The 25,231-nt window shown below is 69.3% G+C and carries 24 protein-coding genes and 1 pseudogene; 11 read left to right on the top strand and 14 right to left on the bottom strand.

Annotated elements, in window-relative coordinates:
* The first annotated feature begins 31 nt into the window (after window positions 1-31).
* Both AOK17_RS16625 and AOK17_RS16620 read left to right on the top strand, forming a co-directional pair.
* Complete coding sequence (locus tag AOK17_RS16625) at window positions 32-1,510, top strand: FAD-dependent monooxygenase (RefSeq protein WP_055613303.1); 1,479 nt, start codon at window positions 32-34, stop codon at window positions 1,508-1,510.
* 15 nt (window positions 1,511-1,525) lie between these two features.
* A complete protein-coding gene (locus AOK17_RS16620; RefSeq protein ID WP_055613248.1) occupies window positions 1,526-2,281 on the top strand; it encodes an SDR family oxidoreductase in 756 nt (251 codons plus the stop codon).
* A 70-nt stretch (window positions 2,282-2,351) separates the two neighbouring features.
* Here the strand turns inward: AOK17_RS16620 and AOK17_RS16615 are convergent, their stop codons facing one another.
* The 4 genes from AOK17_RS16615 to AOK17_RS16600 all read right to left on the bottom strand — a co-directional run bounded on the left by AOK17_RS16615 (window position 2,352) and on the right by AOK17_RS16600 (window position 5,271).
* On the bottom strand, window positions 2,352-3,299 hold the full coding sequence (locus AOK17_RS16615; RefSeq protein WP_055613247.1) for an alpha/beta hydrolase: 948 nt from the start codon (window positions 3,297-3,299) through the stop codon (window positions 2,352-2,354).
* Between the two features lie 88 nt (window positions 3,300-3,387).
* Entirely contained in the window at window positions 3,388-3,795 is a 408-nt protein-coding gene (locus AOK17_RS16610; protein WP_055613246.1) for a RidA family protein, read from the bottom strand.
* 81 nt (window positions 3,796-3,876) lie between these two features.
* Window positions 3,877-4,686 carry a class II aldolase/adducin family protein gene (locus AOK17_RS16605; protein WP_079053059.1) on the bottom strand — a complete coding sequence of 270 codons (810 nt, stop codon included), beginning with the start codon at window positions 4,684-4,686 and terminating at the stop codon, window positions 3,877-3,879.
* A 135-nt stretch (window positions 4,687-4,821) separates the two neighbouring features.
* A complete protein-coding gene (locus AOK17_RS16600) occupies window positions 4,822-5,271 on the bottom strand; it encodes an Lrp/AsnC family transcriptional regulator (RefSeq protein WP_055613301.1) in 450 nt (149 codons plus the stop codon).
* A 163-nt stretch (window positions 5,272-5,434) separates the two neighbouring features.
* Between AOK17_RS16600 and AOK17_RS16595 the strand changes: the two genes are divergently transcribed.
* From AOK17_RS16595 to AOK17_RS16575, 5 genes are all read left to right on the top strand, one after another.
* On the top strand, window positions 5,435-6,586 hold the full coding sequence (locus AOK17_RS16595) for an acyl-CoA dehydrogenase family protein (protein WP_055613245.1): 1,152 nt from the start codon (window positions 5,435-5,437) through the stop codon (window positions 6,584-6,586).
* Window positions 6,587-6,675: 89 nt separating this feature from the next.
* Window positions 6,676-7,437, top strand: coding sequence for an SDR family NAD(P)-dependent oxidoreductase (locus AOK17_RS16590; protein WP_055613244.1), 762 nt, complete (start codon window positions 6,676-6,678; stop codon window positions 7,435-7,437).
* A gap of 71 nt (window positions 7,438-7,508) precedes the next feature.
* Window positions 7,509-8,678, top strand: a complete 1,170-nt coding sequence (locus AOK17_RS16585) for a thiamine pyrophosphate-dependent dehydrogenase E1 component subunit alpha (protein ID WP_055613243.1) — start codon at window positions 7,509-7,511, stop codon at window positions 8,676-8,678.
* A complete protein-coding gene (locus AOK17_RS16580) occupies window positions 8,675-9,649 on the top strand; it encodes an alpha-ketoacid dehydrogenase subunit beta (RefSeq protein ID WP_055613242.1) in 975 nt (324 codons plus the stop codon). The genes AOK17_RS16585 and AOK17_RS16580 overlap by 4 nt, the downstream gene beginning before the upstream one ends.
* 17 nt (window positions 9,650-9,666) lie before the next feature.
* Window positions 9,667-11,022, top strand: coding sequence for a dihydrolipoamide acetyltransferase family protein (locus AOK17_RS16575; RefSeq protein WP_055613241.1), 1,356 nt, complete (start codon window positions 9,667-9,669; stop codon window positions 11,020-11,022).
* Between the two features lie 81 nt (window positions 11,023-11,103).
* Here the strand turns inward: AOK17_RS16575 and AOK17_RS16570 are convergent, their stop codons facing one another.
* The 9 genes and pseudogenes from AOK17_RS16570 to AOK17_RS16530 form a co-directional block, all read right to left on the bottom strand.
* Window positions 11,104-12,165 (bottom strand): threonine aldolase family protein, encoded by a 1,062-nt coding sequence (locus tag AOK17_RS16570; protein ID WP_055613240.1) that lies wholly within the window; start codon window positions 12,163-12,165, stop codon window positions 11,104-11,106.
* A gap of 29 nt (window positions 12,166-12,194) precedes the next feature.
* Window positions 12,195-12,770, bottom strand: coding sequence for a helix-turn-helix domain-containing protein (locus tag AOK17_RS16565; RefSeq protein ID WP_055613239.1), 576 nt, complete (start codon window positions 12,768-12,770; stop codon window positions 12,195-12,197).
* Window positions 12,767-13,591, bottom strand: a complete 825-nt coding sequence (locus AOK17_RS16560) for an alanyl-tRNA editing protein (protein WP_245697194.1) — start codon at window positions 13,589-13,591, stop codon at window positions 12,767-12,769. The genes AOK17_RS16565 and AOK17_RS16560 overlap by 4 nt, the downstream gene beginning before the upstream one ends.
* A 71-nt stretch (window positions 13,592-13,662) precedes the next feature.
* Entirely contained in the window at window positions 13,663-14,595 is a 933-nt protein-coding gene (locus AOK17_RS16555) for a hypothetical protein (protein ID WP_055613238.1), read from the bottom strand.
* Window positions 14,592-15,074: a hypothetical protein gene (locus tag AOK17_RS16550; RefSeq protein WP_055613237.1), complete on the bottom strand. Its 483-nt coding sequence runs from the start codon at window positions 15,072-15,074 to the stop codon at window positions 14,592-14,594. Before AOK17_RS16550 ends, AOK17_RS16555 begins: the two co-directional genes overlap by 4 nt.
* 3 nt (window positions 15,075-15,077) lie before the next feature.
* Complete coding sequence (locus AOK17_RS16545) at window positions 15,078-16,268, bottom strand: macrolide family glycosyltransferase (RefSeq protein ID WP_425424612.1); 1,191 nt, start codon at window positions 16,266-16,268, stop codon at window positions 15,078-15,080.
* Between the two features lie 26 nt (window positions 16,269-16,294).
* Window positions 16,295-17,218 (bottom strand): patatin-like phospholipase family protein, encoded by a 924-nt coding sequence (locus AOK17_RS16540; protein WP_245697193.1) that lies wholly within the window; start codon window positions 17,216-17,218, stop codon window positions 16,295-16,297.
* 416 nt (window positions 17,219-17,634) lie between these two features.
* Window positions 17,635-18,138 (bottom strand): annotated as a pseudogene (locus AOK17_RS16535) (nitroreductase); the annotation flags it as partial.
* 141 nt (window positions 18,139-18,279) lie between these two features.
* The gene (locus AOK17_RS16530) at window positions 18,280-18,999 is read right to left on the bottom strand and encodes an alpha/beta hydrolase (protein ID WP_055613235.1); all 720 of its coding nucleotides are present in this window, start codon (window positions 18,997-18,999) and stop codon (window positions 18,280-18,282) included.
* 302 nt (window positions 19,000-19,301) lie between these two features.
* On the opposite strand from AOK17_RS16530, the gene AOK17_RS16525 reads away from it, so the two are divergent.
* From AOK17_RS16525 to AOK17_RS16515, 3 genes are all read left to right on the top strand, one after another.
* Window positions 19,302-19,775, top strand: coding sequence for a carboxymuconolactone decarboxylase family protein (locus AOK17_RS16525; RefSeq protein WP_055613234.1), 474 nt, complete (start codon window positions 19,302-19,304; stop codon window positions 19,773-19,775).
* Between the two features lie 316 nt (window positions 19,776-20,091).
* Entirely contained in the window at window positions 20,092-20,988 is an 897-nt protein-coding gene (locus tag AOK17_RS16520; RefSeq protein ID WP_055613233.1) for an RNA polymerase sigma-70 factor, read from the top strand.
* Between the two features lie 185 nt (window positions 20,989-21,173).
* Window positions 21,174-21,923: an SDR family oxidoreductase gene (locus AOK17_RS16515; RefSeq protein ID WP_055613232.1), complete on the top strand. Its 750-nt coding sequence runs from the start codon at window positions 21,174-21,176 to the stop codon at window positions 21,921-21,923.
* Window positions 21,924-22,050: 127 nt separating this feature from the next.
* Here the strand turns inward: AOK17_RS16515 and AOK17_RS16510 are convergent, their stop codons facing one another.
* Complete coding sequence (locus AOK17_RS16510; RefSeq protein WP_079053065.1) at window positions 22,051-22,890, bottom strand: alpha/beta fold hydrolase; 840 nt, start codon at window positions 22,888-22,890, stop codon at window positions 22,051-22,053.
* Window positions 22,891-23,502: 612 nt separating this feature from the next.
* Here AOK17_RS16510 and AOK17_RS16505 point away from each other — a divergent pair.
* Window positions 23,503-25,203, top strand: a complete 1,701-nt coding sequence (locus AOK17_RS16505) for an L-aspartate oxidase (RefSeq protein WP_055613231.1) — start codon at window positions 23,503-23,505, stop codon at window positions 25,201-25,203.
* Window positions 25,204-25,231 lie beyond the last annotated feature (28 nt).

Raw genomic sequence — 25,231 nt, 5'->3', positions numbered from 1 at the left:
ACACAGGGGTGGTCCCGTGGAAACACCGCAGCTGGAAGCAACGCAGGTCGTCATCGCCGGAGGCGGACCCGTCGGGCTCTGGCTCGCCGCCGAACTGCGGCTGAACAACATCTCCGTCACCGTCCTGGAAGTACGCACCGAGATCGACCAGCGATCCAAGGCGCTCACCGTGCATCCGCGCGGCGTCGAAGTGCTGGCCTCACGCGGGATCCACCAGCGGTTCCTCGACGAGAGCCTGAGGATCTCCAACGGCCACTTCGCCAACCTGTCCAACCGGCTCGACTTCTCCGTCCTGGACACGCCGTTCCCGTACACCCTCTTCATCACCCAGGCCCGCACCGAGGCGCTCTTCGAGGAGTACGCCCGCGGGCTCGGCGCCACCATCCGGCGTGGGCACCGGGTCACCGGCTTCACCGAGCACGCGGACTCGGTGACCGTGCAGGTGGAGGGTCCGCAGGGGCCGTACGAGATCGAGGCCGAGTACATCGCCGGCTGCGACGGCACCAGGAGCACCGTGCGTGAGGCCGGAGGCATCGACTTCCCCGGCACGCCGTCCACCTGTCTCGGCTGGCTCGGCGACGTCCTCCTCGACAACCCGCCGGCGCCCGGCTTCAACCGCTTCAACGAGCGCGGCGGGCTGATGGTCGTGCCACTGCCCGACAACCAGTGGCGCGTCGTCGGCACCAGTCCCGACAGCGTGACCGCCGAGTGGCCCGGCGACCTCACGATGGACGAACTGCGGCAGAAGGCCGTCGACATCGCCGGGGACGACTTCGGCATGCGCGACCCGTCCTGGCTCTCCCGCTTCGGCAACGCCACCCGGCTGGCCACCCACTACCGGCGTGGCCGCGTCGTGCTCGCGGGCGACGCCGCACACCAGCACTTCCCCACCGGCGGCGTGGGCATGAACGTCGGCTTCCAGGACGCCTTCAACCTCGGCTGGAAGCTGGCCGCGACGATCGACGGCTGGGCCTCGGACGGACTGCTGGACAGCTACCACAGCGACCGGTACCCGGTCGGCGAGCAGCTGATGGAGCACAGCCGCGCGCAGACCTACCTGTTCCACGCCTTCACGCCCGAGGGGCTCGCCCTTCGTGACCTGCTCAGCCGGATGGTCCCCGAGTCACGGCAGTTCAGCGACTTTCTGGCCGGCCGACTCACCGCGCTTGACGTCGCCTACCCGAGCACCGACCCGACGGCCCACCCGGTGACCGGCACCCGCGCCCCCGACCTCCCCCTCACCGGCTCGGAGAGCAGCCTGTTCGGCGCGCTGCGGGCGAACTCGTACGTCCTTCTCGACCTCACGGCCGACGGTGTGCTGGCCGACCGCGCACAGGAACGGATCACCGTGCAGGGCGGGGCGCCCGACCGGACGCGGGACACCTGGCAGGACGTACGCGCCGCCCTGATCCGGCCCGACGGGCATGTCGCGTGGGCATGGACGGAGGAGGACGACACCAAGCTGGGCGCGCTGGTGGACGGGGTCATCACCACGGTCCTCGGCCGCTAGAAGGGGACCTGAGTCATGGATCTGGGACTGAAGGACAGGGTGCACGTCGTCACCGGTGGCACGCGCGGGCTGGGTTACGCCGTCGCGCGCGAGCTGGTCGCCGACGGGGCCAAGGTGGTCGTCACCGGCCGCGACGAGAAGCGGGCCGCAGAGGCGGCGGCCGAGCTGGGGCCGAACGCGGTCGGAGTCGCCGTGGACAACTCCGACCCGCAGGCGCCGCGGCAACTGATCGCCACCGCACGGGAGTTGTTCGGCGGCTTCGACGGCATCCTCGTCAGCGTCGGCGGACCGCCCGCGGGCAACGCGGCGGACAACACCGACGAGCAGTGGCAGGCGGCGTTCGAGTCGGTGTTCCTGGGCGCGGTACGGCTCGCCCGAGCGGCCTCCGCGGGACTGGGGGACGGGGGTTCCATCGGCTTCGTCCTGTCCAGCACGGCGTACGAGCCGGCCCCCGGGATGGCCATCTCCAACGGACTGCGGCCCGGACTCGCCGGGTTCGCCAAGTCACTCGCGGACGAGCTGGGCCCGCGCGGCATCCGCGTCTTCGGGCTGCTCCCAGGGCGGATCGCCACGGATCGCATGCGCGAGCTGGACGGGCTGTCCCCCGATCCCGAGACCAGGCGGGCCGCCAACGAGTCCGGGATTCCGCTCGGGCGGTACGGGGCGCCGGAGGAGTTCGGACGCGCGGGCGCGTTCCTGCTGTCGCCGGCGGCTTCCTACGTGACCGGGGTGATGCTGTCGGTGGACGGCGGGGCTCGGCACGGCTTCTGACGTCGTTCGACCGGTGCACACAGCAGCGGCCATCGCGGGGACTCGCGATGGCCGTTCCGTGCTGGGGAAATCAGGCGGAGTTCGCCTCGGGCCCGCCTGCCAGCAGCGCACGCCACCGGGCGACGATGTCGTCGACCCCCGCGTCGCCCTCGGGAATGAGGTCGCCCAGTACGGGGAAGTCGTGGACCTGCCCGGCGACGCGGTGCAGGGCTACGTCGACCCCGGCCGCTTGCAGGGCGCGGGCGTACTCCTCCCCGGCGTCACGGAGTGGGTCGTACTCGGCTGTGACGATCAGGGCGGCAGGTGTGCCCGCAAGGTCGGTGGCGGCGGCCGGGGAGAGTTGAGGGGCCGACAGATCCTGTCCAGGGGCGTAGAGGCTGATCCAGTGCTCGAATTCGCTCGTCGACACGAAGTAGCCCTTGGCGAACTCGACGTAGGAGCCGCGGCGATCCGCGAGGTTCACTGGCGCGCAGATGAGCAGCTGCGCCCGTACGGTGAACTCGTCCGTGGACCGCGAGGCCTGTGCGACGACCGCGGCGAGGTTGCCCCCGGCGCTGTCACCACCGACGAGGATCCCTGGGCCGCCGGCATTGAGGTCGGCGGCGTTCCGGCTGAGCCAGGCCGCCGCGGCGAGCGCGTCCTCGACGGCGGCGGGGTACGGGTTCTCGGGGGCCAGCCGGTAGTCGACGTTCACCACCACTCCCCCGCTGCGAGCGGTGAGTTTGCGGCACAGGGCGTCAGAGGTGTCGAGCCCGCCGACCGACCATCCGCCGCCGTGGAAGTACAGCAGTGGCGGCAGGTCGGCACCACCGCCCTCCGGGTGATAGACCCTCGCGGGGACCGTTCCTGACCGCGTCGGGATGTCGACGTCGGAGGTGGAACCGACCCGGTCGCCTGTGCCGAAGCTCGCGGCCAGCGTGTCGAGTTGGAGCCGGGCCTGCTGGATGGGGATGTCCGCCAACGACGGGCCGTCCGCGGCCATGTCGATGAGGCGCTGCACGCCGGGGAGAAGCGGCATCAGGACTCCTGTGTCGTAGATGCGGGTCTTGGACGCGTGGACACGCTGAAGGTGGGTGAGCCCGAGTCGCGAAGTCGCTCGGCGGGCCTCACCGCAGAACCGCGAACCCGTCGACCTCGATGAGCCACTCGGGCATGCCGAGCGTCTGCACGCCGAGGAAGGTGCTCGCCGATACCGGCCACTTGCCGTCAAAGGCACGTTGGCCCGCTGCGAAGATGGGGCCGATCAACTCGGGTTCGTGGCCGACGACATGGATCGTGTTCTTGATCAGATCGTCCGGGGTCGCACCGGCGGCTTCCAGGGCGGCTCTGAAGTTGCGAAAGGCCTGTTCGGCCTGTGCTTCATGGTCTCCGGGTCCGACGAGGTCGCCGTCGGAGTCGAGCGCGATCTGCCCGGCTATCGCGATGAAGCGGCTGCCCGTGCCGATCGCCGCGTGGGTGTAGAGGCCCTGGACCGGGGGCGCGACAGTGTCCGGGTTCACTCGTTGGATTGACATGGCGTCTCCAGTCTCGTTTTGGGGGTCGACACACGACTCGGCGCGCAGCTCGGCGCCCCGCCACGACCCCGGCCTGCTCCGTCACTGCAGGACGTCGGGCTCCTCGTCCACCACGAGTCCGGCGAGGAGGTTGAAGTTGTGCCGGGCCATGTTGGCGTTGCTGAACTGCCGGTGAGCCAGGGTGACTTCCTCGTCACTCATGATTCGCGGCTTGCCCGCCGCGTCGGCCAGCAACTGCATCTGGCAGGCCCGGTCCATCGTGATGAACCACCAGGCCGCCTCCTCGACGGACCGGCCCGCGGTGAGCAGCCCGTGATGGCGCAGGATCGCCGCCCTGCTGTCTCCCAGCCGCTCGGCGATGCGCTCGCCCTCCGCCTTCTCCAGCACTAGGCCCTTGTACTCGTCGAAGAGCACATGGTCCCCGGCGAAGGCACACGATTCCTGGACGATCGGGTCGAGAAGCTTGTTCAGGGAGGCGAAGGCCCGGCCGTGGATCGTATGGGCGTGCGCGACGGCGACCACGTCGGGGCGCGCGTGGTGAATCGAGGAGTGGATCCAGAAGGCAGCCTTGTTGGTGCGGTGATCGCCCTCGATCACCTGTCCCTTCTCGTCGATGAGCAGCAGATCGCTCACCCGGATCTTCGAGAAGTGCACGGCGTACGGGTTGACCCAGAAGCGGTCGGGGAACTCCGGGTCGCGTGCCGTGATGTGTCCCGCGATGCCTTCGTCGAACCCGTACCGCGCGAAGATCCGGAAGGCGATCGCCAGCTGTTCCTTGCGGTGCCGGCGTTCGGACTCGACCGAGTCCTTCACGTCCGACAGCTGCGGTATGTCGAGCTCGCCGATGCTGTCCAGATCCTCTGCGCCGGCGCTCTCAGTCGACACGGACATGTGCTCACGCCTCCCTGTTCAGTGCGGTTGGGCCTCCTTCAGCGTGCGCCCGACGAACCAGGGAAGTCAACCCAGTAGGCAAATAGATGTGCCTACTGGGCAAATTTCGGATCGCGCTTCCACCTGCCCCAGGGCTCAGCCGTCCCGCCGCCACGCCCCCAGGACCATCAAGGTCTTCGTCCCGATGACCGGCCCCGAGCGGCGCAGTCGGTCGATGACATCCCGCAGGTGCTGGACGCCGGACACGCGGACCCGGACCAGCGCGTCGGGGTCCCCGGCCACCGTGAAGACCTCCAGGACCTCCTTGACGCTGGTGGCCGCCATGGTGATCATCTCGACCTTCACGTCCCCCGAGAACCTCAGCTCGACGAAGGCCTCGAAGCTGGACCCGAGCTTGCCGTGGTCCAGGACGACCGTGTAGCCCGCGATCACCCCGACCCGTTCGAGACGGTCGATGCGCCGCTTCACGGCGGACGGAGACAGGCTGACCTGCTCGGCGATCTCCGTGACCGTCCGCCGGCCGTCCTGCACCAGCAGGTCGATGATCGTGCTGTCGACACTGTCGACGTGCTCGGTACCGGACATGGACATACCTCACTCATGAGCGGGTTCTTTGCGTGGAACCTTGATCGAACTTCCTGAAGTTTGCGCGCACGACAAGATCTCTGCAGGTTAATTGCACCCTGGGCAGCGCGCTGTCGACTGTAGTCCCATCCACGAGGACGAGACCGCAGGAGAGGGCCCAGCAGTGAAAGTAGAACGTGAGCTGCCATCCCGCGAGGCCTATGACCTGCTGGAACTGGTCACGGACATCGCGGACAAGGAACTGGAACCACGGGTCGCCGAGTTCGAGGACAAGGGCCGGTTTCCCCGCGAGGTCTTCGGTCTCCTAGGCGAGGTCGGGCTGCTGACTCTGCCGTTCAGTGAGGACATCGGCGGCGGGGGCCAGCCCTACACGGTCTACCTCCAGGTGCTGGAGGAGATCGCCGCGCGCTGGGCCGCAGTGGCCGTCGGCATGAGTGTGCACACGCTGTCCTGCCACCCGGTGACCACCTTCGGCACCGAGGCACAGCGGGCCGAACTCCTGCCGCGGATGCTGAGCGGCGAGGCCCTGGGCGCGTACTCCCTGTCCGAAGCCCACGCGGGTTCCGATCCCGGGGCGCTGCGCGCGTCCGCCACCCAGGCGCCGCACGGCTGGACCGCACGGGGCACGAAGGCCTGGGTCACACACGGTGGCCGGGCCGACTTCTACACCGTGTTCCTGCGGACCTCTCCTGACGCGGACCGGGGCATCTCGTGCTTCCACGTCGACGCCGACACGGCAGGGCTTGTCGCGGGAACACCGGAACGCAAGATGGGTCTGCGCAGTTCGACCACTGCCGAGATGCGTTTCGAGGATGTCGTCATCCCCGAGGACAGGCTCGTGGGCGCTCCTGGTCAGGGACTGCAGATCGCCTTGTCGGCTCTCGACGCGGGCCGGCTGGGGATCGCCGCGGTCGCCGTCGGTATCGCGCAGGCCGCTCTGGACTACGCGGTCGGATACGCCCGGGAGCGGCAGACGTTCGGGCGACCGGTCATCGCGCACCAGGGCGTCGGATTCCTGCTGGCCGACATGGCCGCCAGGACCGAAGCCGCCCGCGCGACCTACCTGGTCGCCGCGCGCCGCAAGGACAACGGTCAGCCGTACACCCGGCAGGCCAGTGTGGCCAAGCTGATCGCGACCGACACGGCGATGGCGGTCACGACCGACGCGGTGCAGGTGCTCGGCGGCGCGGGATACACGCTCGACCACCCGGTGGAACGGTTCATGCGGGAAGCGAAGATCACGCAGATCTTCGAAGGCACCAACCAGATCCAGCGCCTGGTGATCAGCCGTCAACTCGCGGGTCCCGCACGCTGATCGCCCCACGACGCCAACCCTTCGCGTCCGGACGCCAACTCTCCTGTCCGGACGCCAGCCCTTCATGCCCACACGTGAGGAGAACTGCCGTGCAGTATCGCGATGCCGTAGCCGTCGTTTCCGGCGGCGCTTCGGGCCTCGGGCGTGCCGTGGCCGAGAGGTTGCATTTCGAGGGAGCCACCGTGGTGGTTCTGGACCTGCCCACTGGTGCGGGCCGTGAGTTCGCCGACCACCTCGGCAAGCGCGCACATTTCGTACCGGCCGACGTCACGGACGCGTCCGAGGTGCGGGCGGCGTTCGCCACGGCCGCCGAACTCGGCACGCTGCGTGTAGCCGTCAACTGCGCCGGGGTGGCCACACCCGGACGGATCATCGGCAGCCGGGGAGTGCTCCCGCTCGACCAGTTCCGCCGCGTGGTGGACATCAACCTCGTGGGGACCTTCAACGTCCTGAGCACCGCCGCGGCGGTGATGGCGGGCAATGCCCCCGTCGACGGTGACCGCGGCGTCATCGTCTGCACCTCCTCCATCGCCGCGTACGACGGACAGATCGGGCAGGCCGCCTACGCCGCCAGCAAGGGCGGAGTCGCCTCACTGACGCTGTCCGCCGCACGGGACTTGGCCGACAAGGGCATCCGGGTCGTCACCGTGGCGCCCGGGCTGTTCGACACCCCGCTCATGGCGGGACTGCCTCAGAAGGCGCGTGCGGCGCTTGAGGTCTCCGTGCCCCACCCCTCAAGGCTGGGTGCGCCGGACGAGTTCGGCGCGCTGGTCGAGCACATCATCGACAACCCCATGCTCAACGGCTGTGTGATCCGCCTCGACGGAGCACTCCGTATGGCACCGCGCTGACGCCCAGCGGTGCTTGTGCTGTCCAGTCATCCGCCGGCGCCCCGACCGGCGTATCCGAAACGAGAGCCGTGATGCCACGTAAGCAAGCCAAGCCGACCGCGGGCGCCGAACCCGCCGACGGTCCGATCCAGTTCCTCTCGCCCGACGGTCTGCTTGAACCCGACAGCAGGCTCGAACTCCCTCCCGCGGTCGATCTGTTGGCCCTCTATCGGGACATGGCGCTGGTACGCCGCCTGGATACCGAGGCGATCGCGCTCCAGCGACAAGGGGAACTGGGCCTGTGGCCCTCACTGCGCGGTCAGGAGGCCGCCCAGGTCGGTGCTGCCTACGCGCTGGCCGAGCAGGACATGGTGTTCCCCACCTACCGTGAGCACGGTGTGGCCTGGTGCCGCGGGCTCGATCCGGTGTCGCTGCTCGGTCTCTTCCGCGGTTCGACACTGGGCGGCTGGAACCCGTACGAGCGTCGTTTCGGTCTCTACACCCTGGTCATCGGCGCTCAGACACTGCATGCGGTCGGCTACGGCATGGGCCTGGTCCGGGACGACGTGGTCGGCTCCGGAGACGACACCCGCGACACGGCGGTGCTGGTCTTCCTCGGTGACGGGGCCCTGAGCGAGGGCGAGACCAACGAGGCGTTCCTCTGGGCCGCTGCCCAGAACCTGCCGGTGGTGTTCTTCTGCCAGAACAACCAGTGGGCCATCTCCGCTCCGTACAGCGTGCAGAGCCGTGTCCCCGTCGCTCAGCGCGCGGCCGGCTTCGGCTTTCCCGGTGTGTCCGTCGACGGCAATGACGTACTGGCCTGTCTCGCGGCGACCCGTGAAGCGCTGACCCGCGCCCGGTCCGGTGGCGGGCCGACGCTGATCGAGGCGGTGACCTACCGGATCAACGCGCACACCACCGCCGACGACGCCACCCGTTACCGCCCGTCCGCCGAGACCGACGAGTGGGCGGCCAAGGATCCGCTGGAGCGGCTGCGGCTTCATCTCACCGCGAGCGGCGGTGTCGGTGATACCGGTGGTGTGGGCGAGGAGTACTTCGCCGACATCGAGCGACGAGAACAAGAGCTGGCCGAGCACCTGAGGGCCGGTTGCCGGGCGCTGCCCGTGCCGGACCATGCCTCGTCCTTCGAGAACACCTACGCCGACATGCCGGCCGAGCTCAAGCGTCAACTGGCCGAGCACTCGGAGTTCCTGGCCTCCGGATTCCTTGCCGCCGGCCAGGAGATCGGAGCCACTCGATGAGCATCTCCATGGTCAAGGCCCTCAACAACGGGCTTCGCAAAGCCCTGGCGGACGATCCGAAAGTCCTGCTGATGGGCGAGGACATCGGACGGCTGGGCGGGGTGTTCCGCGTCACCGACGGGCTCCAGAAGGAGTTCGGCAGCCTGAGAGTCATCGACACCCCACTCGGTGAGGCGGGCATCGTCGGCTCCGCGATCGGTCTCGCCCTGCGCGGCTACCGCCCGGTGTGCGAGATCCAGTTCGACGGCTTCGTCTACCCGGCCGTCAACCAGATCATCAGCCAGCTCGCCAAGCTCCGGCACCGTTCGGGCGGTGTGATCACCCTGCCCGTGGTCATCCGCATCCCGTTCGGCGGCGGCATCGGCTCCATCGAGCACCACTCGGAATCGCCCGAGGTCTACTTCGCCCACACCGCCGGGCTCAAGGTCGTCACCTGCTCCAACCCACAGGACGCGTACGACATGATCCGCCAGGCCGTGGACGACGACGACCCGGTGATCTTCCTTGAACCCAAGCGGCACTACTGGACCAAGGGAGAGGTCACCGACGAGACGTCGACGCCAACGCCGTTCGACCGTGCTCGTGTGCTGCGGGCCGGCACCGACGCCACACTCATCGCGTACGGTCCCATGGTCCCGGCGGCTCTCGAAGCGGCCGATGCCGCTGCCGAAGAGGGCCGCAGCGTCGAGGTCATCGACCTGCGCAGCCTGTCGCCGCTGGACCTGGACACCGTACGGGAATCCGTCCACCGCACCGGCCGGGCTCTGGTCGCCCATGAGGCCTCGCTGTCGCACGGGTTCGGGGCGGAGCTGGCCGCGAGGATCCAGCAGGAGGAGTTCCACTTCCTCGAAGCGCCGGTGCTCCGGATCACCGGATACGACACCCCGTACCCGCCCAGCCGCCTTGAGTCGGACTGGCTTCCGGGGGTCGACCGGATCCTCGATGCCCTCGACCACAGCCTGAGCTACTAGAGGAGGAGCGGGTCACCATGTCGAAAGAGCAAGTCTTCCTGCTGCCCGATGTCGGCGAGGGCCTCACCGAGGCCGAGATTCTCCAGTGGGCCGTGCAGGTGGGCGACTCCGTGGAGATCAACCAGGTCATCGTCGAGGTGGAAACGGCGAAGGCCGCCGTCGAACTCCCCTCTCCGTATGCGGGAGTTGTCGGGACACTGCACGCGAAGGAAGGGGAGACCCTGCCTGTGGGCAAACCCCTCATCACCGTCCTCAGTGATATCAGCGGCACTCCCGATGTGACGGAACCCCCGGCCACGGACGCGGCTTCGGCTCCCGACCGGGAAGCGCTGCTGGTGGGGTACGGCCCGCAGGAGGGCAGTGGTCGCCGCAGACGTCGACGGCCCGGGGTCGCGCCCACGAACCAGCCGACAGCGCCAACTCCCGTTCAGGCACCGGCCGTAGCACCGGCCGCTGCACCGGCACCGGCACCCGCCACAGAGCGGACAGCGGCCAAGCCCCCTGTCCGGAAACTCGCCAAGGATCTGGGGGTCGACATCACCGTCGTCACGCCCACGGGCCCTGGGGCCACCGTCACGCGCGACGACGTACGCCGGGCAGCGGAGGCCGAACTCGTGGCGGCGGAACCTCCGAAGCTCGGGACCCCGGAGTCCTCGGAGACCTCGGCCGAGACCCGCATCCCGATTCGAGGCGTACGCAAACACACGGCCGCCGCCATGGTCGCCTCCGCGTTCACGGCACCGCACGTCACCGAGTTCATGACGGTCGACGTCACGGCGACCATGCGGCTCCGTGACACGGTGGCCGCCCGCCGCGAGTTCCGTGAGCTGCGCGTCACGCCGCTGCTGTTCGTGGCCCGGGCACTGCTGCTGGCCTTGCGCAACACCCCTGAGGCGAACGCCAGTTGGGACGAGCCGGCGCAGGAGATCGTACTCAAGCACTACGTGAACCTGGGCATCGCCGCCGCGACCGGGCGAGGGCTCATCGTCCCCAACATCAAGCACGCCGACCGGATGTCGCTGCGTGAACTCGCCGAAGCGCTCGCCGTGCTCACCAGCACGGCCCGCGACGGCAGGACGACGCCCCAGTCGATGATGGGCGGGACCATCACCATCACGAACGTCGGTGTGTTCGGCGTGGACACAGGAACGCCGATCCTGAACCCGGGCGAGGCGGCCATCCTCGCCGTGGGCGCCATCCGCCGTACCCCCTGGGTCGTGACCGACGCGTCCGGGACCGAGACGATCGAGCCCCGGTGGGTCACTCAGCTGGCACTGTCCTTCGACCACCGGCTCGTCGACGGCCAGCAGGGCTCCCAGCTGCTGGCCGACCTGGGCGCCTTCCTGCACGACCCGGGGCTGGCGATGCTCTGAGGGGACGTGAGTGCGCTGGACGTACTCACGGCGTGCGCTGGACGTACTTATTGGCCAGGTGTGCCCGTCCCCGGGCGTCGGTCAGTGTGTGTGGCGGCGGACCGCGTCGAGGAGCTGGTCGATGTCGTCGGCGCTGTGGGAGAAGGCGGTGACGAACCGGACGATGCCCGGCTCCCAGCGGTCGTGGTAGAAGACATAGCCCTCGGCGAGGAGTCCTTCGGTGACCTCCTGGGGCAGGCGGCAGAAGAGGATGTTGGCCTGCGGTGTGGCCAGCAGGCCGGCGCCGGGGATGGCCTTGAGGCCGTCACCGAGCCGGGTGGCCATCGCGTTGGCCTGGCGGGCGTTGTGCAGCCACAGGCCGTCGGTGAGGTACGCGTCGATCTGGGCCGTGTGGAAGCGCATCTTGGAGGCGAGCTGGCCGGCGCGCTTGGCGCGGAAGGCGAGCTCGGCGGCGAGTGCGGGGTCGAAGGAGACGATGGCGTCGGCGGTCATCGCGCCGTTCTTGGTGGCACCGAAGGACAGCACGTCGATGCCGGCCTTCCAGGTCATCTCGGCCGCGGTGGCACCGAGATGAACCAGGGCGTTGGCGAAGCGCGCGCCGTCCATGTGGACGCGCAGTCCGGCGTCCTTGGCGATGGTGGACAGTCGGCGGATCTCCTCCAGGGTGTAGACACTGCCGCTCTCGGTGGCCTGGCTGATGCTCACCGCGGACGGCTGCACGCTGTGCACGTCACCGGCCCGACGGCGCACCGCCGCCTGCAACGCATCGGGGTCGATCTTGCTGTCGGGACCCGGCACACCGACCAGCTTGGCGCCGTTGGTGAAGAACTCCGGGGCGCCGCATTCGTCGGTGTTGATGTGGCTGTCGGGGTGGGAGAGCACACTGCCCCAGGGCGGGGTGAGAGCGGCCAGGCTCAGGCCGTTGGCGGCGGATCCTGTGGAGACCGGGAAGATGTGGACGTCCCGCTCGAAGATCTCGCCGAGCCTGCGGCGGGCGCTGTCGGTGTAGGGGTCGTTGCCGTACGGGAGGACCTGTCCGGCGGCGGCGTCGGCAACGGCCTGGGCTATCTGCGGGGACGCCCCGGCCATGTTGTCGCTGCTGAAGGCACGGCTGGAGGGGGTGATGGCGATGGCGGTGCTCATGAGGGGTCTTCCTAGGCTTGGGGAGCGTCTCAGGTGCTGATGGGCGAGGCGAAGACGACGGTGATGTCCACTTCCTCGGCACCGGTGCGGTAGAAGTGCGGGGCGTCTCCGGCGAAGGCGAGCATGTCGCCGGGGCCCAGATCCTGCGGGGCGTCGACGGGACCGGCGGTGACGTGCCCGGTGGCGACAAGCAGGTGCTCGATCGTGCCGGTGGCGTGCGGGACGCCGGGCAGCTCCGTCTCGGCCGGGATGCGCAGCCGCCAGATCTCCAGGCTGTTGCCGCTGCTGATGCGGCGCAGCAGCTCCCGCGAGACCTCGCCGGGCTCGACGTCCGTACCCGGCCGGAACACCGGCCCGGTGTCGGCGTCACGCGCCAGCAGGTCGGCGATCGGAATGCGCAGGGCGACCGCGATCGCGTCCAGGGTGTCGATCGTCGGATTGCCGTTGCCGGCCTCCAACTGCGACAGCGTGGCCTTGCTCAGCCCGGCACGCCGGGCCATCTCGGCGGCACTCATTCCGCGCTGTTGACGGCGCAGCCGGATCTTCGCACCGACCGCGGCTGCGGTACTGCTCACCGGCTGACGGCCGGACGGCGGGGGCGTCATTCAGTGGCTCCTACGCGTTTCGGTGCCTGGCACGCGGGGTGCGGCACGTGGGGTGCGGCGTACGGCAAGTGTGTCCCGGTGCAGGACACCTGCGTCGCGGTAAAGGGCACATGCGCCGCGGAGTAGGACACGCGGATGCGGCCCTTCTTGACCTTGAGCGTCGGCAGCGCCACTTCGGCCAGGTCGCCGAGGCTGCGCACATGCGTGCCCCCGCAGGGCGCGGAGTGCAGCTCGTCCAGGTGCACCACGCGCCGCCCGTCGGCGAGGCACCGTGCGAAGACCGGCAGATCGTCGGCGACCGCGGCTGCCACCGCGGCGCGCAGCACGGCAGTCACCTCCTCCCGCCCTTCCGGGTCGGCCAGCCGTGTGTCCGTCCGGGGAGCCTGGAACTCGATACGCGCCTGACCGGGAAAATGATTACTGGCGACCATCTCCCACCCCTGCATCCGCCCAACCGCCTCGACGAGGTGTCCGGCCGTGTGCAGTGCGGCGTGAGCTGTCCGGGCCCGAAGGTCGATCCGGGCCCGCACCTTCTGTCCCTCGGCGAGGGGCGGAAGGCTGCCGCCCTCGGGCACCGTCGCCACGACCAGCCCCGACTCACGGTCCCGGACCGGGATGATCTCCGTGTCCTCCAGCCACCCCCGGTCCGCGGGCTGGCCGCCGCCCTGCGGATGGAACAGGCAGTGCTCGACGGCCACCCATGGCGTTCCGTCCTTCTCGCCGACCGCGATCACCCGCGTATCGACTTGCTCCAGGTAGGTGTCATCGAGGTAGGCACTGACTTGCGCGCCTACCCCAAGAGCCTCGGTTGAGTGAACCATGCGTTCACTATACCGAACCGCCGAAGTGTAGCGAACCTCTCGTTCGTTTTACTGAACGATGCCCCTTGTGGCTACGGATGATCCGGCGACCCGGTCACCCTGTGGCGGTCGCGGATGAGCGTGATCACGGTGTCGGCGGTGCGGTCGAGGTGGCTGCGGCCGTCGGGCAGTTGGGCCGTCGGGCTGACGTAGCTGGTCGGCCCGACGTGGGTGGCCGGGTCGAGTCGATGCACGGTGATTTTCCCGGCACGGTTGGCCCGGTTCCATGCGCTCCCCCGGAACAGCGGCCAGCGCTGCGGGAAGATCCACGTACCGACTCGCTCGATCCGGTCGCTCGCGCTGGTCAGCCGATGGAGGTGCTCGGCACGAGTGAGGTCGTTGGCGCCGTTGTGGAAGCCGCCGAGCGTGATCAGCAGGAGCGGGGAGCGCAGCTGGGCGTGCAGTTCGTCGACCGCGCCGCCGGCGACCTGGGCACCGCCGCTGTAGCTGAGCAGCACCACGGGGATACCGCTGTCGGGCCGGTAGCCGGCGAGCCGGAGCTGCGTGGCGATCTGGGAGCCGACAGCCCGGTTGTAGAGGGGGCGGTACCGCTGGTCGGCGGCGACGAAGATCTGCATGACGTTGTGCAGGAACAGCAGCAGGCCGATGCGGCGGCGCAGCCACTTCCACACCGGTCGCTCGGCCAACGGGGCGGCCAGCGGCGAGTACGGCTGCACCTGACCCAGTACCCGCAGCTCGGGAGCTCTGGCGATCAAGGCCTTGACCAGCTGGCCGCCGTCCCGGCTGTCGCGGACGCGGCGTTTGCCGATGCCGTCCAGGTAGACCAGGTAGGCGTCCGGGGGGCTGTCGGGTGCCGCGCCCCTGGCGTAGGGCACGCCCTCCGGGAGCTTGTCGACGGGGGCCCGCCAGCCGGCGCCGTAGGCCAGCACCTCGTAGCGGGCGAGCAGAGCTTCGGCGATGAGGACCGGCCCGATCGCGAAGACCCAGAGCAGGTACGCGTTCATGTGACCGGCCCCCGCGCCTCGGCGGCGCTGATCCTCACGACCAGACGCCGAACGGCCTCCACCGCGATACCGAGCCCGGCCCCGGCGACGGCCACACATCCGGCGGCGCCCCACCAACCCAGATCGGTCGCCTCGGCGAGCGGGCCGGCCAGACCGGCTCCGACCGCCACGAAGAGCAGCAGGTGGAGGAAGGGCCCGAGCAAGGGGAACGCGAGGACGGCGGCGAGCACCAGCGGGGCGACCAGATCGGGTGTCCAGACCAGCTCCTCGCCTTGCGGCGTGGAGGACAGCACCAGTTCGGCCAGGGTCCACGCGGTCAGCGGCCACAACGCGAACACGGCAGCCTCGACGAGGCCACCGGCACAGAGCAGTCCGGCCACCCGCGTCCGCGACATGCCAGGTCGGCCCACCGCCACGGGCAGGATGCGCCCGGCGGCTTCCGACACTCCGGCGAGCAGCAACAGGACGACGAGTGCCATGATTCAGCCTCGCTGGGACGGATCCGCGGGAGCCGACCGACCGGCCACGACGTTCGTGTGCAGGTACCCCTCGCACTCGTCGGCGGCACGCCGGTATCCGCCCGCCTCGTGCTGAGCACCCTGCAGGGTGGCCGCGGCTGCCCGGAACCGCGGTTCGTGGAGCAGACGCGCGGCGAGGGCACGTACGGACTCCTCGGTGACGTCCTCGGTACGGATCGACAGGCCCGCGCCGAGCTCCGCGACACGACGGGCCACCATCGGCTGGTCGGCGCCCTGTGGGACCACCAGCATCGGAACGCCCGCGTACATGGCCTCGTTGACGCTGTTCATGCCGCCGTGGGTGATGAACAGCGCCGCGCGGGCCAGTACCTCCGGTTGCGGGACGAAGCGGCGGGCGAGCACGTTGGGCGGCAACGGGCCCAGCGCGGCGGGGTCGGTCTGCCCGGTGGAGACGACGACGGTGCCGCCCAGCGGGGCGAGCGCCGTGGCGAAACCGCGCAGCAGTCGCGGGTCGGCGTTGAAGACGGTGCCGAGCGAGGCGTAGAGCACCGGGTCCCGCAGCCGATCGGCCGGGAACGACGGGTCGGCCGGACGCGCGCCGATGCTCGCGCCCACGAACTGGTAGGACCGGTCGAACTCCTCGACGGCGGGCTGGAACACCCGCGAGGTGTAGACCAGGTTGAGCGGCTGACGGATGTTCCCCAGGTCCAGCAGCGGCAGCCCACTCGTGTCGAAGCGGCGCAGCCCCCGGCGCGCCCGCAGGTAGCCCTTGAGGCTGTTCCGCCGAGTCGCCGCCTCGGCCAGCAGGGCCCATGAACCGCGGGTCGGGCTGGGCACGTGGCGGTTGAAGGCGAACGTGGTGAACGACGACGCCGCCGGCACCTTGAGTTCGCGGGCGGCGACCGCGCCCCACAGACAGGCGCTGTCGTGCACGATCAGGTCGGGCCGGATCCGGCGCAGGTCGGTGAGCACCGGAGGCAGCAGGCGGACGGCCGTGCTCGCGAGCCCCTCCATCAACGTGACCGGCGTAGGCGGATCAGGGAGCGGCTGGTCGCCGCCGGGGTAGAGACGCACCGTCGCGCCGACAGCCTCGATCTCCTCGCGGAAGGCCGGCGAGGTGTGGTACGTGACGAAGTGGCCGCGGCGAACGAGCTCGGCCGCCACCGGCAGCGTCGGGTTGACATGCCCGTGCATGGCGATGTTCAGGAACGCGATGGTACTCACAGGGCCACCTCCGACACTGGGGAAGTCGATGCCTGGCCCGGGCCGTCCGACGGCGCCGATGTTTCCGGTGTCTCCGGTATCGACGATGTCGTCGACATCGTCGATGCCTCCGGAGCGCCGTCGGCCCGGTACAGGCCCGGCCCGCTGACGCGCAGGCCGTCGAGAAAACGTCCCGCCGTGCGGGAAGCGGTGCTGATGAGCCGCTGGGAGTGGCCGAAGTCCCACGGGGCGGGCCATTCCTCGATGCCGGTCGGCAGCACGACGGTCGGGATGTGCCGGGCCACCTCGTGCAGATCACGCTCGATCTGATGGTGCATCAACAGCAGCCCGGCCCTCGCGGCGATCGCACCGGCCCGTCGGCGCGGGACGGTCGGGCTCAACGGTGAGCACTCCGGTCCGGTCGACAGCACCACCACGCTGGCCGCCCCGGCCTGCAGGGCCGCCAGGACCGGGACGTAGGCGATCACACCTCCGTCGACCAGCGTCCTGCCCTCTCGTTCCACCGGGGGCAGCATGCCGGGAACGGCCGCGCTGGCCAGCAGCGCGGACTCAAGATCTCCGCGGTCCAGCAGTGCCGGAGCACCGGTGGCCAGGTCCATCGCCACCGCGGTGAACGGGACCGCCAGCTCCTCGATCCGAGACGGCAGCCCGGCCCCGGCGATCAGTCGACGCAGGCCGCGGTCGGTGAAGACACTGGCCCGCGATGCCAGGAAGCCGAGCGGATACACCTCACGGCGGCTCAACCGGGTCCATACGTGGTCCAGCCAGGGCGCGGCCGTGTCCGGGTGGGCGGCGGCGATGGCGCCGTTGAGAGCACCCACCGAGGTGCCGATGATCATGTCCGGGACGAACCCGCGCTGCTCCAGAGCGCTCCCGACGCCGACGTGCGCCGCTCCGAGCACGCCACCGGCACCCACCACGACGGCCACGGGACGGGGAAGGGCGTGCAGGCCCGTCGATGCGGGGCCCTCGGGCAGCCGGCTCTGTCGGCTCGACGGCAGGGGACGCGTCCCCTGGTCGACGGCCGGGGTTCGACGCTCCTCACGGCCACGACCACGACCACCGCCGCGACCACGATCACTCGTCGAGTCGCCCCGGCCGAAGCCCGAAGGAGCCCATGAGACCGGTCTCCGACCACAAGCAATCATCAAGATCAACTCTCCCAATGCCGCACGGAATCGTTTTTGGTTCCGCATTTACGTCAGGGCGGGAGTCCTATTTGTGACATTATCCGTCGGATTTTTCTCGTGAGTACACCATTGAGGCGTGCGACAGGATTCCCTGTCGACCGCGTCGCCTCCACCGGGGCGTGACCTAGGCGCACGACGCCCATCGCGTCGACGAACGTGACCGTCCCGTCGAGGCTCACTCGGCCCGCACGGGTGTCACTCACCGCGGCGTCGGCAGCGCCCTCGAACCCGATCGGGATGCCGCAGAAGAGAATGAGCCCCTCCGGGGGCGACAGGATCTCCGCGACGGTCCGGTGGTGCTTCGCCCACGCCATCTGCGTACAGCTGTACAGCCCTTCGGCGCGGAGCAGCAGCATGACGGTCTGCAGATACATGCCGACGTCGGACCACTGGGCCGGGCCCAGATCGCGGTCGACGTAGCAGAACAGGACGGCCGGCGCGCCGACGGCCGGATCACGTTCACCGAGCAGCTTCTCCAGCTCGGCCAGTGGCCGTCCGGTCAGCACGTAGACGCGCCGCGACTGGAGGTCCGGCGCGGGTGACGCCCAGGCGGCAGCGGACAGCACCCGCTCCAGCGCCTCCCGCGGGACATGCCGGTCGGCGAATCCGGACACCGACCGTCGGCTCGTAACCGCTTCATACATGTCCAAGACCGCCACCCCATCCGCTCGGCGTCCCCGCCTGGCCACCCTCACGACAGTATCAATCAATACCATCTCGTACGAGACTACGTTGGAGCGGGCCCAGGCCGTCAGCTCCCCTCCGGCGGCCATGAGGCGTCCGTCCCACGCTCAGGAGGTGGCCTCCGCCGCCTCGTTGATCAGGCGGGCGACGTCTCCAGGGAGCGAGATGCTGACCGCGTGGGAGGCGGTGACGGCGACCGCGGTGGCTTTGGCCCGCTCAGCCATGAACGTCTGCGTCTGCAGGGGGATGTTGAGGTCCTCCGTGGCCACGAGAACCCAGGACGGGATCTCCTTCCACGCCGGGGCGGAGGCAGCTTCGGTCAAGGCGGCGTTCGTCACGGGACGTTGGGTGGCGGCCATGACCGCCGCCGTCTCCTCGGGAACATCGGCGGCGAACTGGTGGTGGAACTTGCCCTTCTCGATGTAGAGGTCCGCGGTCCGGCTGCCGTCGGGAAGCGTGATCGGCACCGGGCGGAGCGCCTCACCGAGGGTGCTGCCCGGGAACTTGCCCGCGAGGTCCACTGCGCTCTCGCCCTCATCAGGCATGAACGCCGCGACGAACACGAGGGCCTTGACGTTGCCGAGGCCCTTCGCGGCGTTGCTGATGACGGCACCCCCGTAGGAGTGGCCGACGAGGACGACCGGGCCCTCGATGGAGGCCACGAGCTGCCTGACGTACTCGCCGTCGCTGGTCAGTCCGCGCAGCGGGTTGCCGGCGGCCACCACCGGATAGTCGTGCGACTGGAGCTTCTCCACGACGCCGTTCCAGCTGGAGGAGTCCGCGAACGCACCGTGCACGAGGACGACGGTCGGCTTCTGTCCACTCATGGTGAGACCTTTCAGTTGCCTGCACAGGTGCGCGCGCTACTGGGCACACCCGTGAATCGAAATGGCTGTTTCATCACGTAGGACCGAACTGGCCGCCCGGGTGTGACACGGCCCGGGGGCCACGTGTCCGCAACCTGTGCGCCTCGGATTGCATACCGATGCCGCGCCTGGGCGGACCTGCGGACCCGACCCTCAGGGCGAGGGGACCGAAGGAGGCGCACGTCACGTTCCATGGCTGTCACGGATCACCAGGCGACCCGGTCAATTCGGTGTAAGCGCCCTATCACCGAGGAGATCCCGTCATGGATTCGCGCGTCAACTACTTCGGAAACGCTCTTGCCGGCAAGGTCATGAGGCACCTCAACTCCGCCAACAAGGTGGTGGCCGAGTCGACGCTGCCGGTCGCGACACAGGAGCTCGTGAAGGTCCGCGCAAGCCAGATCAACGGCTGCGGATTCTGCACCGACATGCACATCAAGGACGCCGTCGCCGCCGGTGAGACCCAGCAGCGTCTGAACCTGGTGGCTGTCTGGCGTGAGGCCAAAGTCTTCACCGACGCCGAGCGTGCGGCTCTGGAGATCGCCGAGCAGGGCACCCGCATCGCCGACGCCGCGGGCGGTGTCCCGGACGACGTCTGGGCGCGTGCCACGAAGTACTTCGACGAGGACCAGCTCGCCGCGCTGATCTCGCTTCTCGCGATCATCAACGCCTACAACCGCATCAATGTCATCAACCAGCAGCCTGCCGGGGACTACGAGCCCGGCATGTTCGGCTGAGGCGATCCGGCCTCGCCGGACATCACCGCCCGTCTCCTCGCCGCTGCGGCTCACGGCGGGGAGGCGGGCTACCCGTGCGCAACCAGCGAGCTGGACCGGCTTCGGGACCCTGACTTCGAGCGGACTGCCGAGTGGCGGGCCTCCCTCGTCGCCGTGGTGCGGAACGCGGGCCGGCCCGCTCCGATGCGCCGGATTTGCCCCCTCTCACCCCACGAGAAGGACACAAACAGCAGGTCAGAGGCAGTGTGAGTCACTGGCGCCCAGGAGCGTGCGGTCCGCGGCGGCTGTAACATTGTCTTGGCCGAAAGGGGCCACCATGCACGCCGAGGATGACGCCCAATCGCTCGAGAGAGCGACGCAGGAGTTCATCGCGGCGCGACCGCAACTGTTCGGTGTCGCGTACCGCGTGCTCGGCAGTTCCACGGAGGCCGAGGACATCGTCCAGGAGGCCTGGCTGCGGTGGCAGAACACCGACCGTCGGGAAATCGTCGAGCCGAAGGCCTTCCTGACGACAGTCACTGCCCGGCTCGCGATCAACCTGGCGCAGTCCGCGCGGATGCGGCGCGAGGCGTACGTGGGCCCGTGGCTCCCCGAGCCTGTCGACACCAGCCAGGACCCGAACATGGGTGCGGAGCGCGCCGAGGCGGTCGAGATGGCGGTTCTTCTCGTCCTCGAAAAACTGAACCCGGTGGAGCGGGCCGCCTACGTCCTGCGGCAGGCGTTCGACTACCCCTACCCGCAGATCGCGGAGATCGTGGACACCAGTGAGGCCAACGCCCGGCAGTTGGTGAGCCGGGCGCGCAAGCACCTGGCCGCCGAACGGCGGGAGCCGGTCGACCGGGCGGAGCACCAGCGCCTGTTGAAGGTGTTCCTCACCGCGGCACAGACGGGTGATCTGGCCACGCTCGAGCACGTCCTCTCCGAGGACGTCGTCAGCTACGCCGACGGGGGCGGCATCCGGGGCGCGTCGAAGATCCCGGTCGTGGGGCGTCAGCATGTTTCCCGGTACCTCGAGGCGTTCGCCCCGCGTTTCTGGCCCGGGGCGGAGACCCGCTGGGTCGAGGCCAACGACCGGCCCGCGGTCCTGGTCTCCTCCGGGGGCAACCCGGTCGCGCTGCTGTGCGTCGACGCGTCGTCCCGCGGCCTCGAACGCATCATGTGGGTGATGAATCCGGCCAAGCTGGCACCCTACGTGGCGTCGCTGGCCGCCTGATCGTCGTCTGAGATCCGCAAGACCGGCTCGCGGTACGACCGATGCCGGGGTGCGGCCCGAATGCGATGCCACCCAGACCCTCACTATCCTGTCTTTGTCAGCACATAAGCCATCGAAAGGTGCGGTCCGGGTTGCTGGCCTCACGCGCGCCACACAGCGGACCGAGCGCCGAGAGGATCGTCATCATGAAGGTCGTAGTCATAGGCGGCACCGGTCTCATCGGGTCGAAGGTGGTGAGCAAGCTCGCCGCCCACGATCACGAGGCGGTGCCGGCCTCCCCCGACAGCGGTGTGAACACGCTCACCGGCGAGGGCCTGGCCGAGGTCCTGAAAGGCGCTTCCGTCGTGGTGGACGTCTCCAACTCCCCCTCGTTCGCGGACGACGACGTGATGGAGTTCTTCCGCACCTCCACCACCAACCTCCTCAAGGCCGAGAAGGAAGCCGGGGTCACGCACCATGTCGCACTGTCCGTGGTCGGCACCGACCGGCTCCAGGAGAGCGGCTACTTCCGTGCCAAGCAGGTGCAGGAGGAGCTGATCAAGGACTCCGGAGTTCCCTACTCCATCGTCCACGCCACGCAGTTCTTCGAGTTCATGAAGGGCATCGCGGCAGGAGCGACCAAGGACGACAACACCGTGCACCTGGCGCCGATCAAGATCCAGCCCATCTACTCCGACGATGTCGCGACCGCCGTCGGCCGCGCCGCGATCGGCGAGCCCGTCGACGGCGTGTTCGAAGTGGCCGGTCCCGACACGTTCCAGCTGGACGAACTGATCCGCACGGGGCTCGAAGCCAAGAACGACCCCCGAACGGTCGTGGCGGACCCCAAAGCCCCTTACTTCGGTGCCCAGTTGGAGGAGACCACGCTGCTACCCGCCGCCGGCGCCCGCGTCGGTGAAACCCGTTTCGCCGACTGGTTCGCGCAGCAGCCGTAACCCCGTACCCCGTACAACGACGTGCCTGCCAACGGGTGTTCGTTCATGCGGACGCGGAGGCGGGCGCGGGCGGAGGGGCGGGGCGGCCGTGTCTCGCCACCCCGCGGTCCTCAAGGGTTTTCGCCGGTCATCGGACCGTTCGCGCCGCCTCCTCGATGAGGTCGGTGACCTTGTCGGGGCGGGAGACGCTCGCGGCGTGCGATGCCTTCACCTCGACCGTGTGGGATCCGGCCCGCTCGGCCATGAAGGCCTGGGCTTTCGCCGGGATGTTGAGGTCCTGGGTGGCCACCAGGTTCCAGGACGGAATGGTCTTCCACGCCGGCTCGGCGGAATCCTCCGCCAAAGCGGCCTGCGTCACGGGGCGTTGGGTGACCGACATGAGGTCGGTGGTGCCGCGGGGGACGTCCGCCGCGAACTGGTGGCCGAACTTGTCGGCCTGGATGTACAGGTCCGCGCCCTTGGTGCCGTCGGGCTGGGTCCACGGGACCGGGTGCAGTGCCTCGCCGAGCGTACTGCCGCGGAACTTGCCCGCCAGGTCGAGGGCGCTCTCGCCCTTGTCCGGTGCGAAAGCGGCGACGTAGACGAGTGCCTTGACGTTCTTGTTGCCGGTCGCGGCGTTGCTGATGACCATCCCTCCGTAGGAGTGTCCGGCCAGGACGACGGGGCCCTTGATACCGGCCAGGACGTCCTTGATGTACGCGGCGTCGCTGCTCAGACCGCGCAGCGGGTTGGCCGCGGCCACCACCGGATAACCGTCGCGCTTCAGCTCCTTGATCACGCCGTTCCAGCTGCTGGAGTCGGCGAACGCTCCGTGCACGAGCACGACGGTGGGCTTGGTGTGCGAGGTCTCGGCCGCCTCGGCGCTCGCCGGGCTGATCGAGGCGGCAACGAGCGTGGCGGTGACACCACTTGTGGCCAGGAGGGCGAGCGTTGTACGGGAACGCCGGTTCAGGGTGCGCTTGGTCATGACGGTGCCTTTCGAGGCGATGGAGTCGGCCGAGTCCGAGGACGGATCGACCACGATGCGTCGCAGCGAACATCACCCGCCGCTAGGGCGGGTGGCACGGACCTTGAGGTCGGCGCCACGGCATCGGCGGAGTGCTCCGCTGCTTCTGGGCTGCGGGAACGGGGATGTTCACGGCCGGCTCTTCGAGCCGGCGGGCTTTCGCCCTGCCCTGACCCTTATGACAGGCAACCTCGCGCCGCTGTGACACCTTCCGGCGGACAGTTTTCGCCGAGCCCGCGGCGGGACGGCTCCCAGGCGTGATGGAGAGCGCGTTCCGCGGGGGTTGTCTCTTCCGCTCCTGCCGCGGCATCACGGCAGGACACCACCACACGTAGTCGGCCGGTGGCATGGCGCAGACACGGCAGGGCGCGGGGGCGGGCCTGGTGCAAAAATGGTGGGACGCGAGGTGGTGCGGTGGAAGTGGGCATGCCGCGCGGATGGGGCAGAAACGCCTGATCAGGTGCGGGAGCCATGGGCCCGATGTCACATACGGCGGGATCAACCGGTCGTACTCAGTGACGAACCAAGCGATCGGAGCGGAACGTGGCTATCACCGAGCAACGCCTGTCCACCATGGTGTTGGTGATCGGAACGGGCGGAGCGGGACTACGGGCGTCCATCGAGCTGGCCGAGGCAGGCATGGACGTACTCGCCGTCGGCAAGCGCCCCAAGGAGGACGCGCACACGGCCCTGGCGGCGGGGGGAATCAACGCGGCCCTGGCCACCATGGACCCCGAGGACAGCTGGCAGCAGCATGCCGCGGACACGCTCAAGGAGAGCTATCTCCTCGCCGATCCCCGCACCGTCGAGATCGTCACCCAGGGCGCGGCCCTGGGCATCGACGACCTGGAGCGCTACGGCATGGCTTTCGCCCGGGAGGAGGACGGTCGCATCTCCCAGCGCTTCTTCGGCGCGCACAAGTTCCGGCGCACCGCCTTCGCGGGTGACTACACCGGTCTGGAGATCCAGCGCACGCTGGTCAGGCGCGCGAGCCAGTTGCAGGTCCGCATGCTCGACAGCGTCTACATCACCAGGCTCCTGGTGCACGACGGTGCGGTGTTCGGCGCCTACGGCTTCGATCTCAACGACGGGACGCGCTACCTGATCCACGCCGACGCCGTCATTCTGGCGGCGGGCGGCCACACCCGAATCTGGCGACGTACGTCCTCGCGGCGCGACGAGAACACCGGGGACTCGTTCCGGCTGGCGGTGGAGGCCGGTGGCCGTCTGCGCGACCCCGAGCTGGTGCAGTTCCACCCCTCGGGAATCATCGAGCCCGAGAACGCGGCCGGCACGCTGGTCAGCGAGGCTGCCCGCGGCGAGGGCGGCATCCTGCGCAACGCGCTCGGTGAGCGGTTCATGTCCCGGTACGACCCCGAGCGCATGGAACTGTCCACCCGTGACCGCGTCGCCCTTGCCTCCTACACGGAGATCGCGGAGGGCCGCGGCACGTCCAAGGGCGGTGTGTGGCTCGACGTGTCCCACCTGCCTCGGCAGACGATCATGAGCCGTCTACCGAGGGTCTATCAGACGCTTCTGGACCTGCAGATGCTTGACATCACTCGCGATCCGATCGAGATCGCGCCGACCGCTCACTACTCGATGGGCGGGGTGTGGGTCAGTCCCGACGACCACAGCACCGACGTACGCGGCCTGTATGCCATCGGCGAGGCCTCCAGCGGCCTGCACGGCGCCAATCGCCTCGGTGGCAACAGCCTCATCGAGCTGCTGGTCTTCGGCCGTATCGCGGGACAGGCCGCGGCTTCCTACTCGAAGGGGCTGACGGCACAGCCGCGGTCGGCGGTCGCGGAGGCCGAAGCCCGTTTCGAGATCGACGGCCTGCTCGCCGCGGACGGGCCCGAGAACGTCCGTGCCCTGCAGCGCGCCATCCGTAACACCATGACCGAGCACGCGGGTGTCGTCCGCGACGAGGAAGGGCTTCGCGCCGGTCTGGCGGAGCTGGCCGAGATCGACGCGCGCATGGAGAACGTCGGGATCCACCCGGACATCGCCGGCTTCCAGGACCTGGCGCACGCCTTCGACCTCAAGTCCGCGGCCCTCGCCGCTCGTGCCACGCTCGAAGCGGCGATCGAACGCCGGGAGACCCGGGGCTGCCACAACCGCAGCGACTACCCGGACATGGATCCGGCACTGCAGGTCAACCTCGTCTGGTCCCCGAAAACGGGAATCACGCGCGAGAGCATCGCACCCATCCCGGACGAGATCGCAGCCGTGATGGAAGAGGTGTCCACCGAAGGCAAACTCGTGGAGTGACCGACCGATCGGGGCGGTCGCCTGTTCC

The sequence above is a fragment of the Streptomyces phaeochromogenes genome (genome assembly GCF_001418655.1).
GTDB classification, from domain to species: Bacteria; Actinomycetota; Actinomycetes; order Streptomycetales; family Streptomycetaceae; genus Streptomyces; species Streptomyces phaeochromogenes.
Note: the sequence above shows the minus strand (reverse complement) of the source record. Positions and strands in the feature narration are given on the sequence as shown.

Bases quoted from the DNA above. Each gene is read 5' to 3' on its own strand.
- AOK17_RS16565 (WP_055613239.1), bottom strand. From the start codon at position 12,770: ATGACGCCCCCGCCGTCCGGCCGTCAGCCGGTGAGCAGTACCGCAGCC.
- AOK17_RS16520 (WP_055613233.1), top strand. From the start codon at position 20,092: ATGCACGCCGAGGATGACGCCCAATCGCTCGAGAGAGCGACGCAGGAG.
- AOK17_RS16575 (WP_055613241.1), top strand. From the start codon at position 9,667: ATGTCGAAAGAGCAAGTCTTCCTGCTGCCCGATGTCGGCGAGGGCCTC.
- AOK17_RS16515 (WP_055613232.1), top strand. From the start codon at position 21,174: ATGAAGGTCGTAGTCATAGGCGGCACCGGTCTCATCGGGTCGAAGGTG.
- AOK17_RS16615 (WP_055613247.1), bottom strand. From the start codon at position 3,299: ATGCCGCTTCTCCCCGGCGTGCAGCGCCTCATCGACATGGCCGCGGAC.
- AOK17_RS16505 (WP_055613231.1), top strand. From the start codon at position 23,503: ATGGTGTTGGTGATCGGAACGGGCGGAGCGGGACTACGGGCGTCCATC.
- AOK17_RS16610 (WP_055613246.1), bottom strand. From the start codon at position 3,795: ATGTCAATCCAACGAGTGAACCCGGACACTGTCGCGCCCCCGGTCCAG.
- AOK17_RS16600 (WP_055613301.1), bottom strand. From the start codon at position 5,271: ATGTCCGGTACCGAGCACGTCGACAGTGTCGACAGCACGATCATCGAC.
- AOK17_RS16620 (WP_055613248.1), top strand. From the start codon at position 1,526: ATGGATCTGGGACTGAAGGACAGGGTGCACGTCGTCACCGGTGGCACG.
- AOK17_RS16555 (WP_055613238.1), bottom strand. From the start codon at position 14,595: ATGAACGCGTACCTGCTCTGGGTCTTCGCGATCGGGCCGGTCCTCATC.
- AOK17_RS16570 (WP_055613240.1), bottom strand. From the start codon at position 12,165: ATGAGCACCGCCATCGCCATCACCCCCTCCAGCCGTGCCTTCAGCAGC.
- AOK17_RS16560 (WP_245697194.1), bottom strand. From the start codon at position 13,591: ATGGTTCACTCAACCGAGGCTCTTGGGGTAGGCGCGCAAGTCAGTGCC.
- AOK17_RS16605 (WP_079053059.1), bottom strand. From the start codon at position 4,686: ATGTCCGTGTCGACTGAGAGCGCCGGCGCAGAGGATCTGGACAGCATC.
- AOK17_RS16545 (WP_425424612.1), bottom strand. From the start codon at position 16,268: ATGCACGGGCATGTCAACCCGACGCTGCCGGTGGCGGCCGAGCTCGTT.
- AOK17_RS16580 (WP_055613242.1), top strand. From the start codon at position 8,675: ATGAGCATCTCCATGGTCAAGGCCCTCAACAACGGGCTTCGCAAAGCC.
- AOK17_RS16530 (WP_055613235.1), bottom strand. From the start codon at position 18,999: ATGAGTGGACAGAAGCCGACCGTCGTCCTCGTGCACGGTGCGTTCGCG.
- AOK17_RS16585 (WP_055613243.1), top strand. From the start codon at position 7,509: ATGCCACGTAAGCAAGCCAAGCCGACCGCGGGCGCCGAACCCGCCGAC.
- AOK17_RS16550 (WP_055613237.1), bottom strand. From the start codon at position 15,074: ATGGCACTCGTCGTCCTGTTGCTGCTCGCCGGAGTGTCGGAAGCCGCC.
- AOK17_RS16525 (WP_055613234.1), top strand. From the start codon at position 19,302: ATGGATTCGCGCGTCAACTACTTCGGAAACGCTCTTGCCGGCAAGGTC.
- AOK17_RS16510 (WP_079053065.1), bottom strand. From the start codon at position 22,890: ATGACCAAGCGCACCCTGAACCGGCGTTCCCGTACAACGCTCGCCCTC.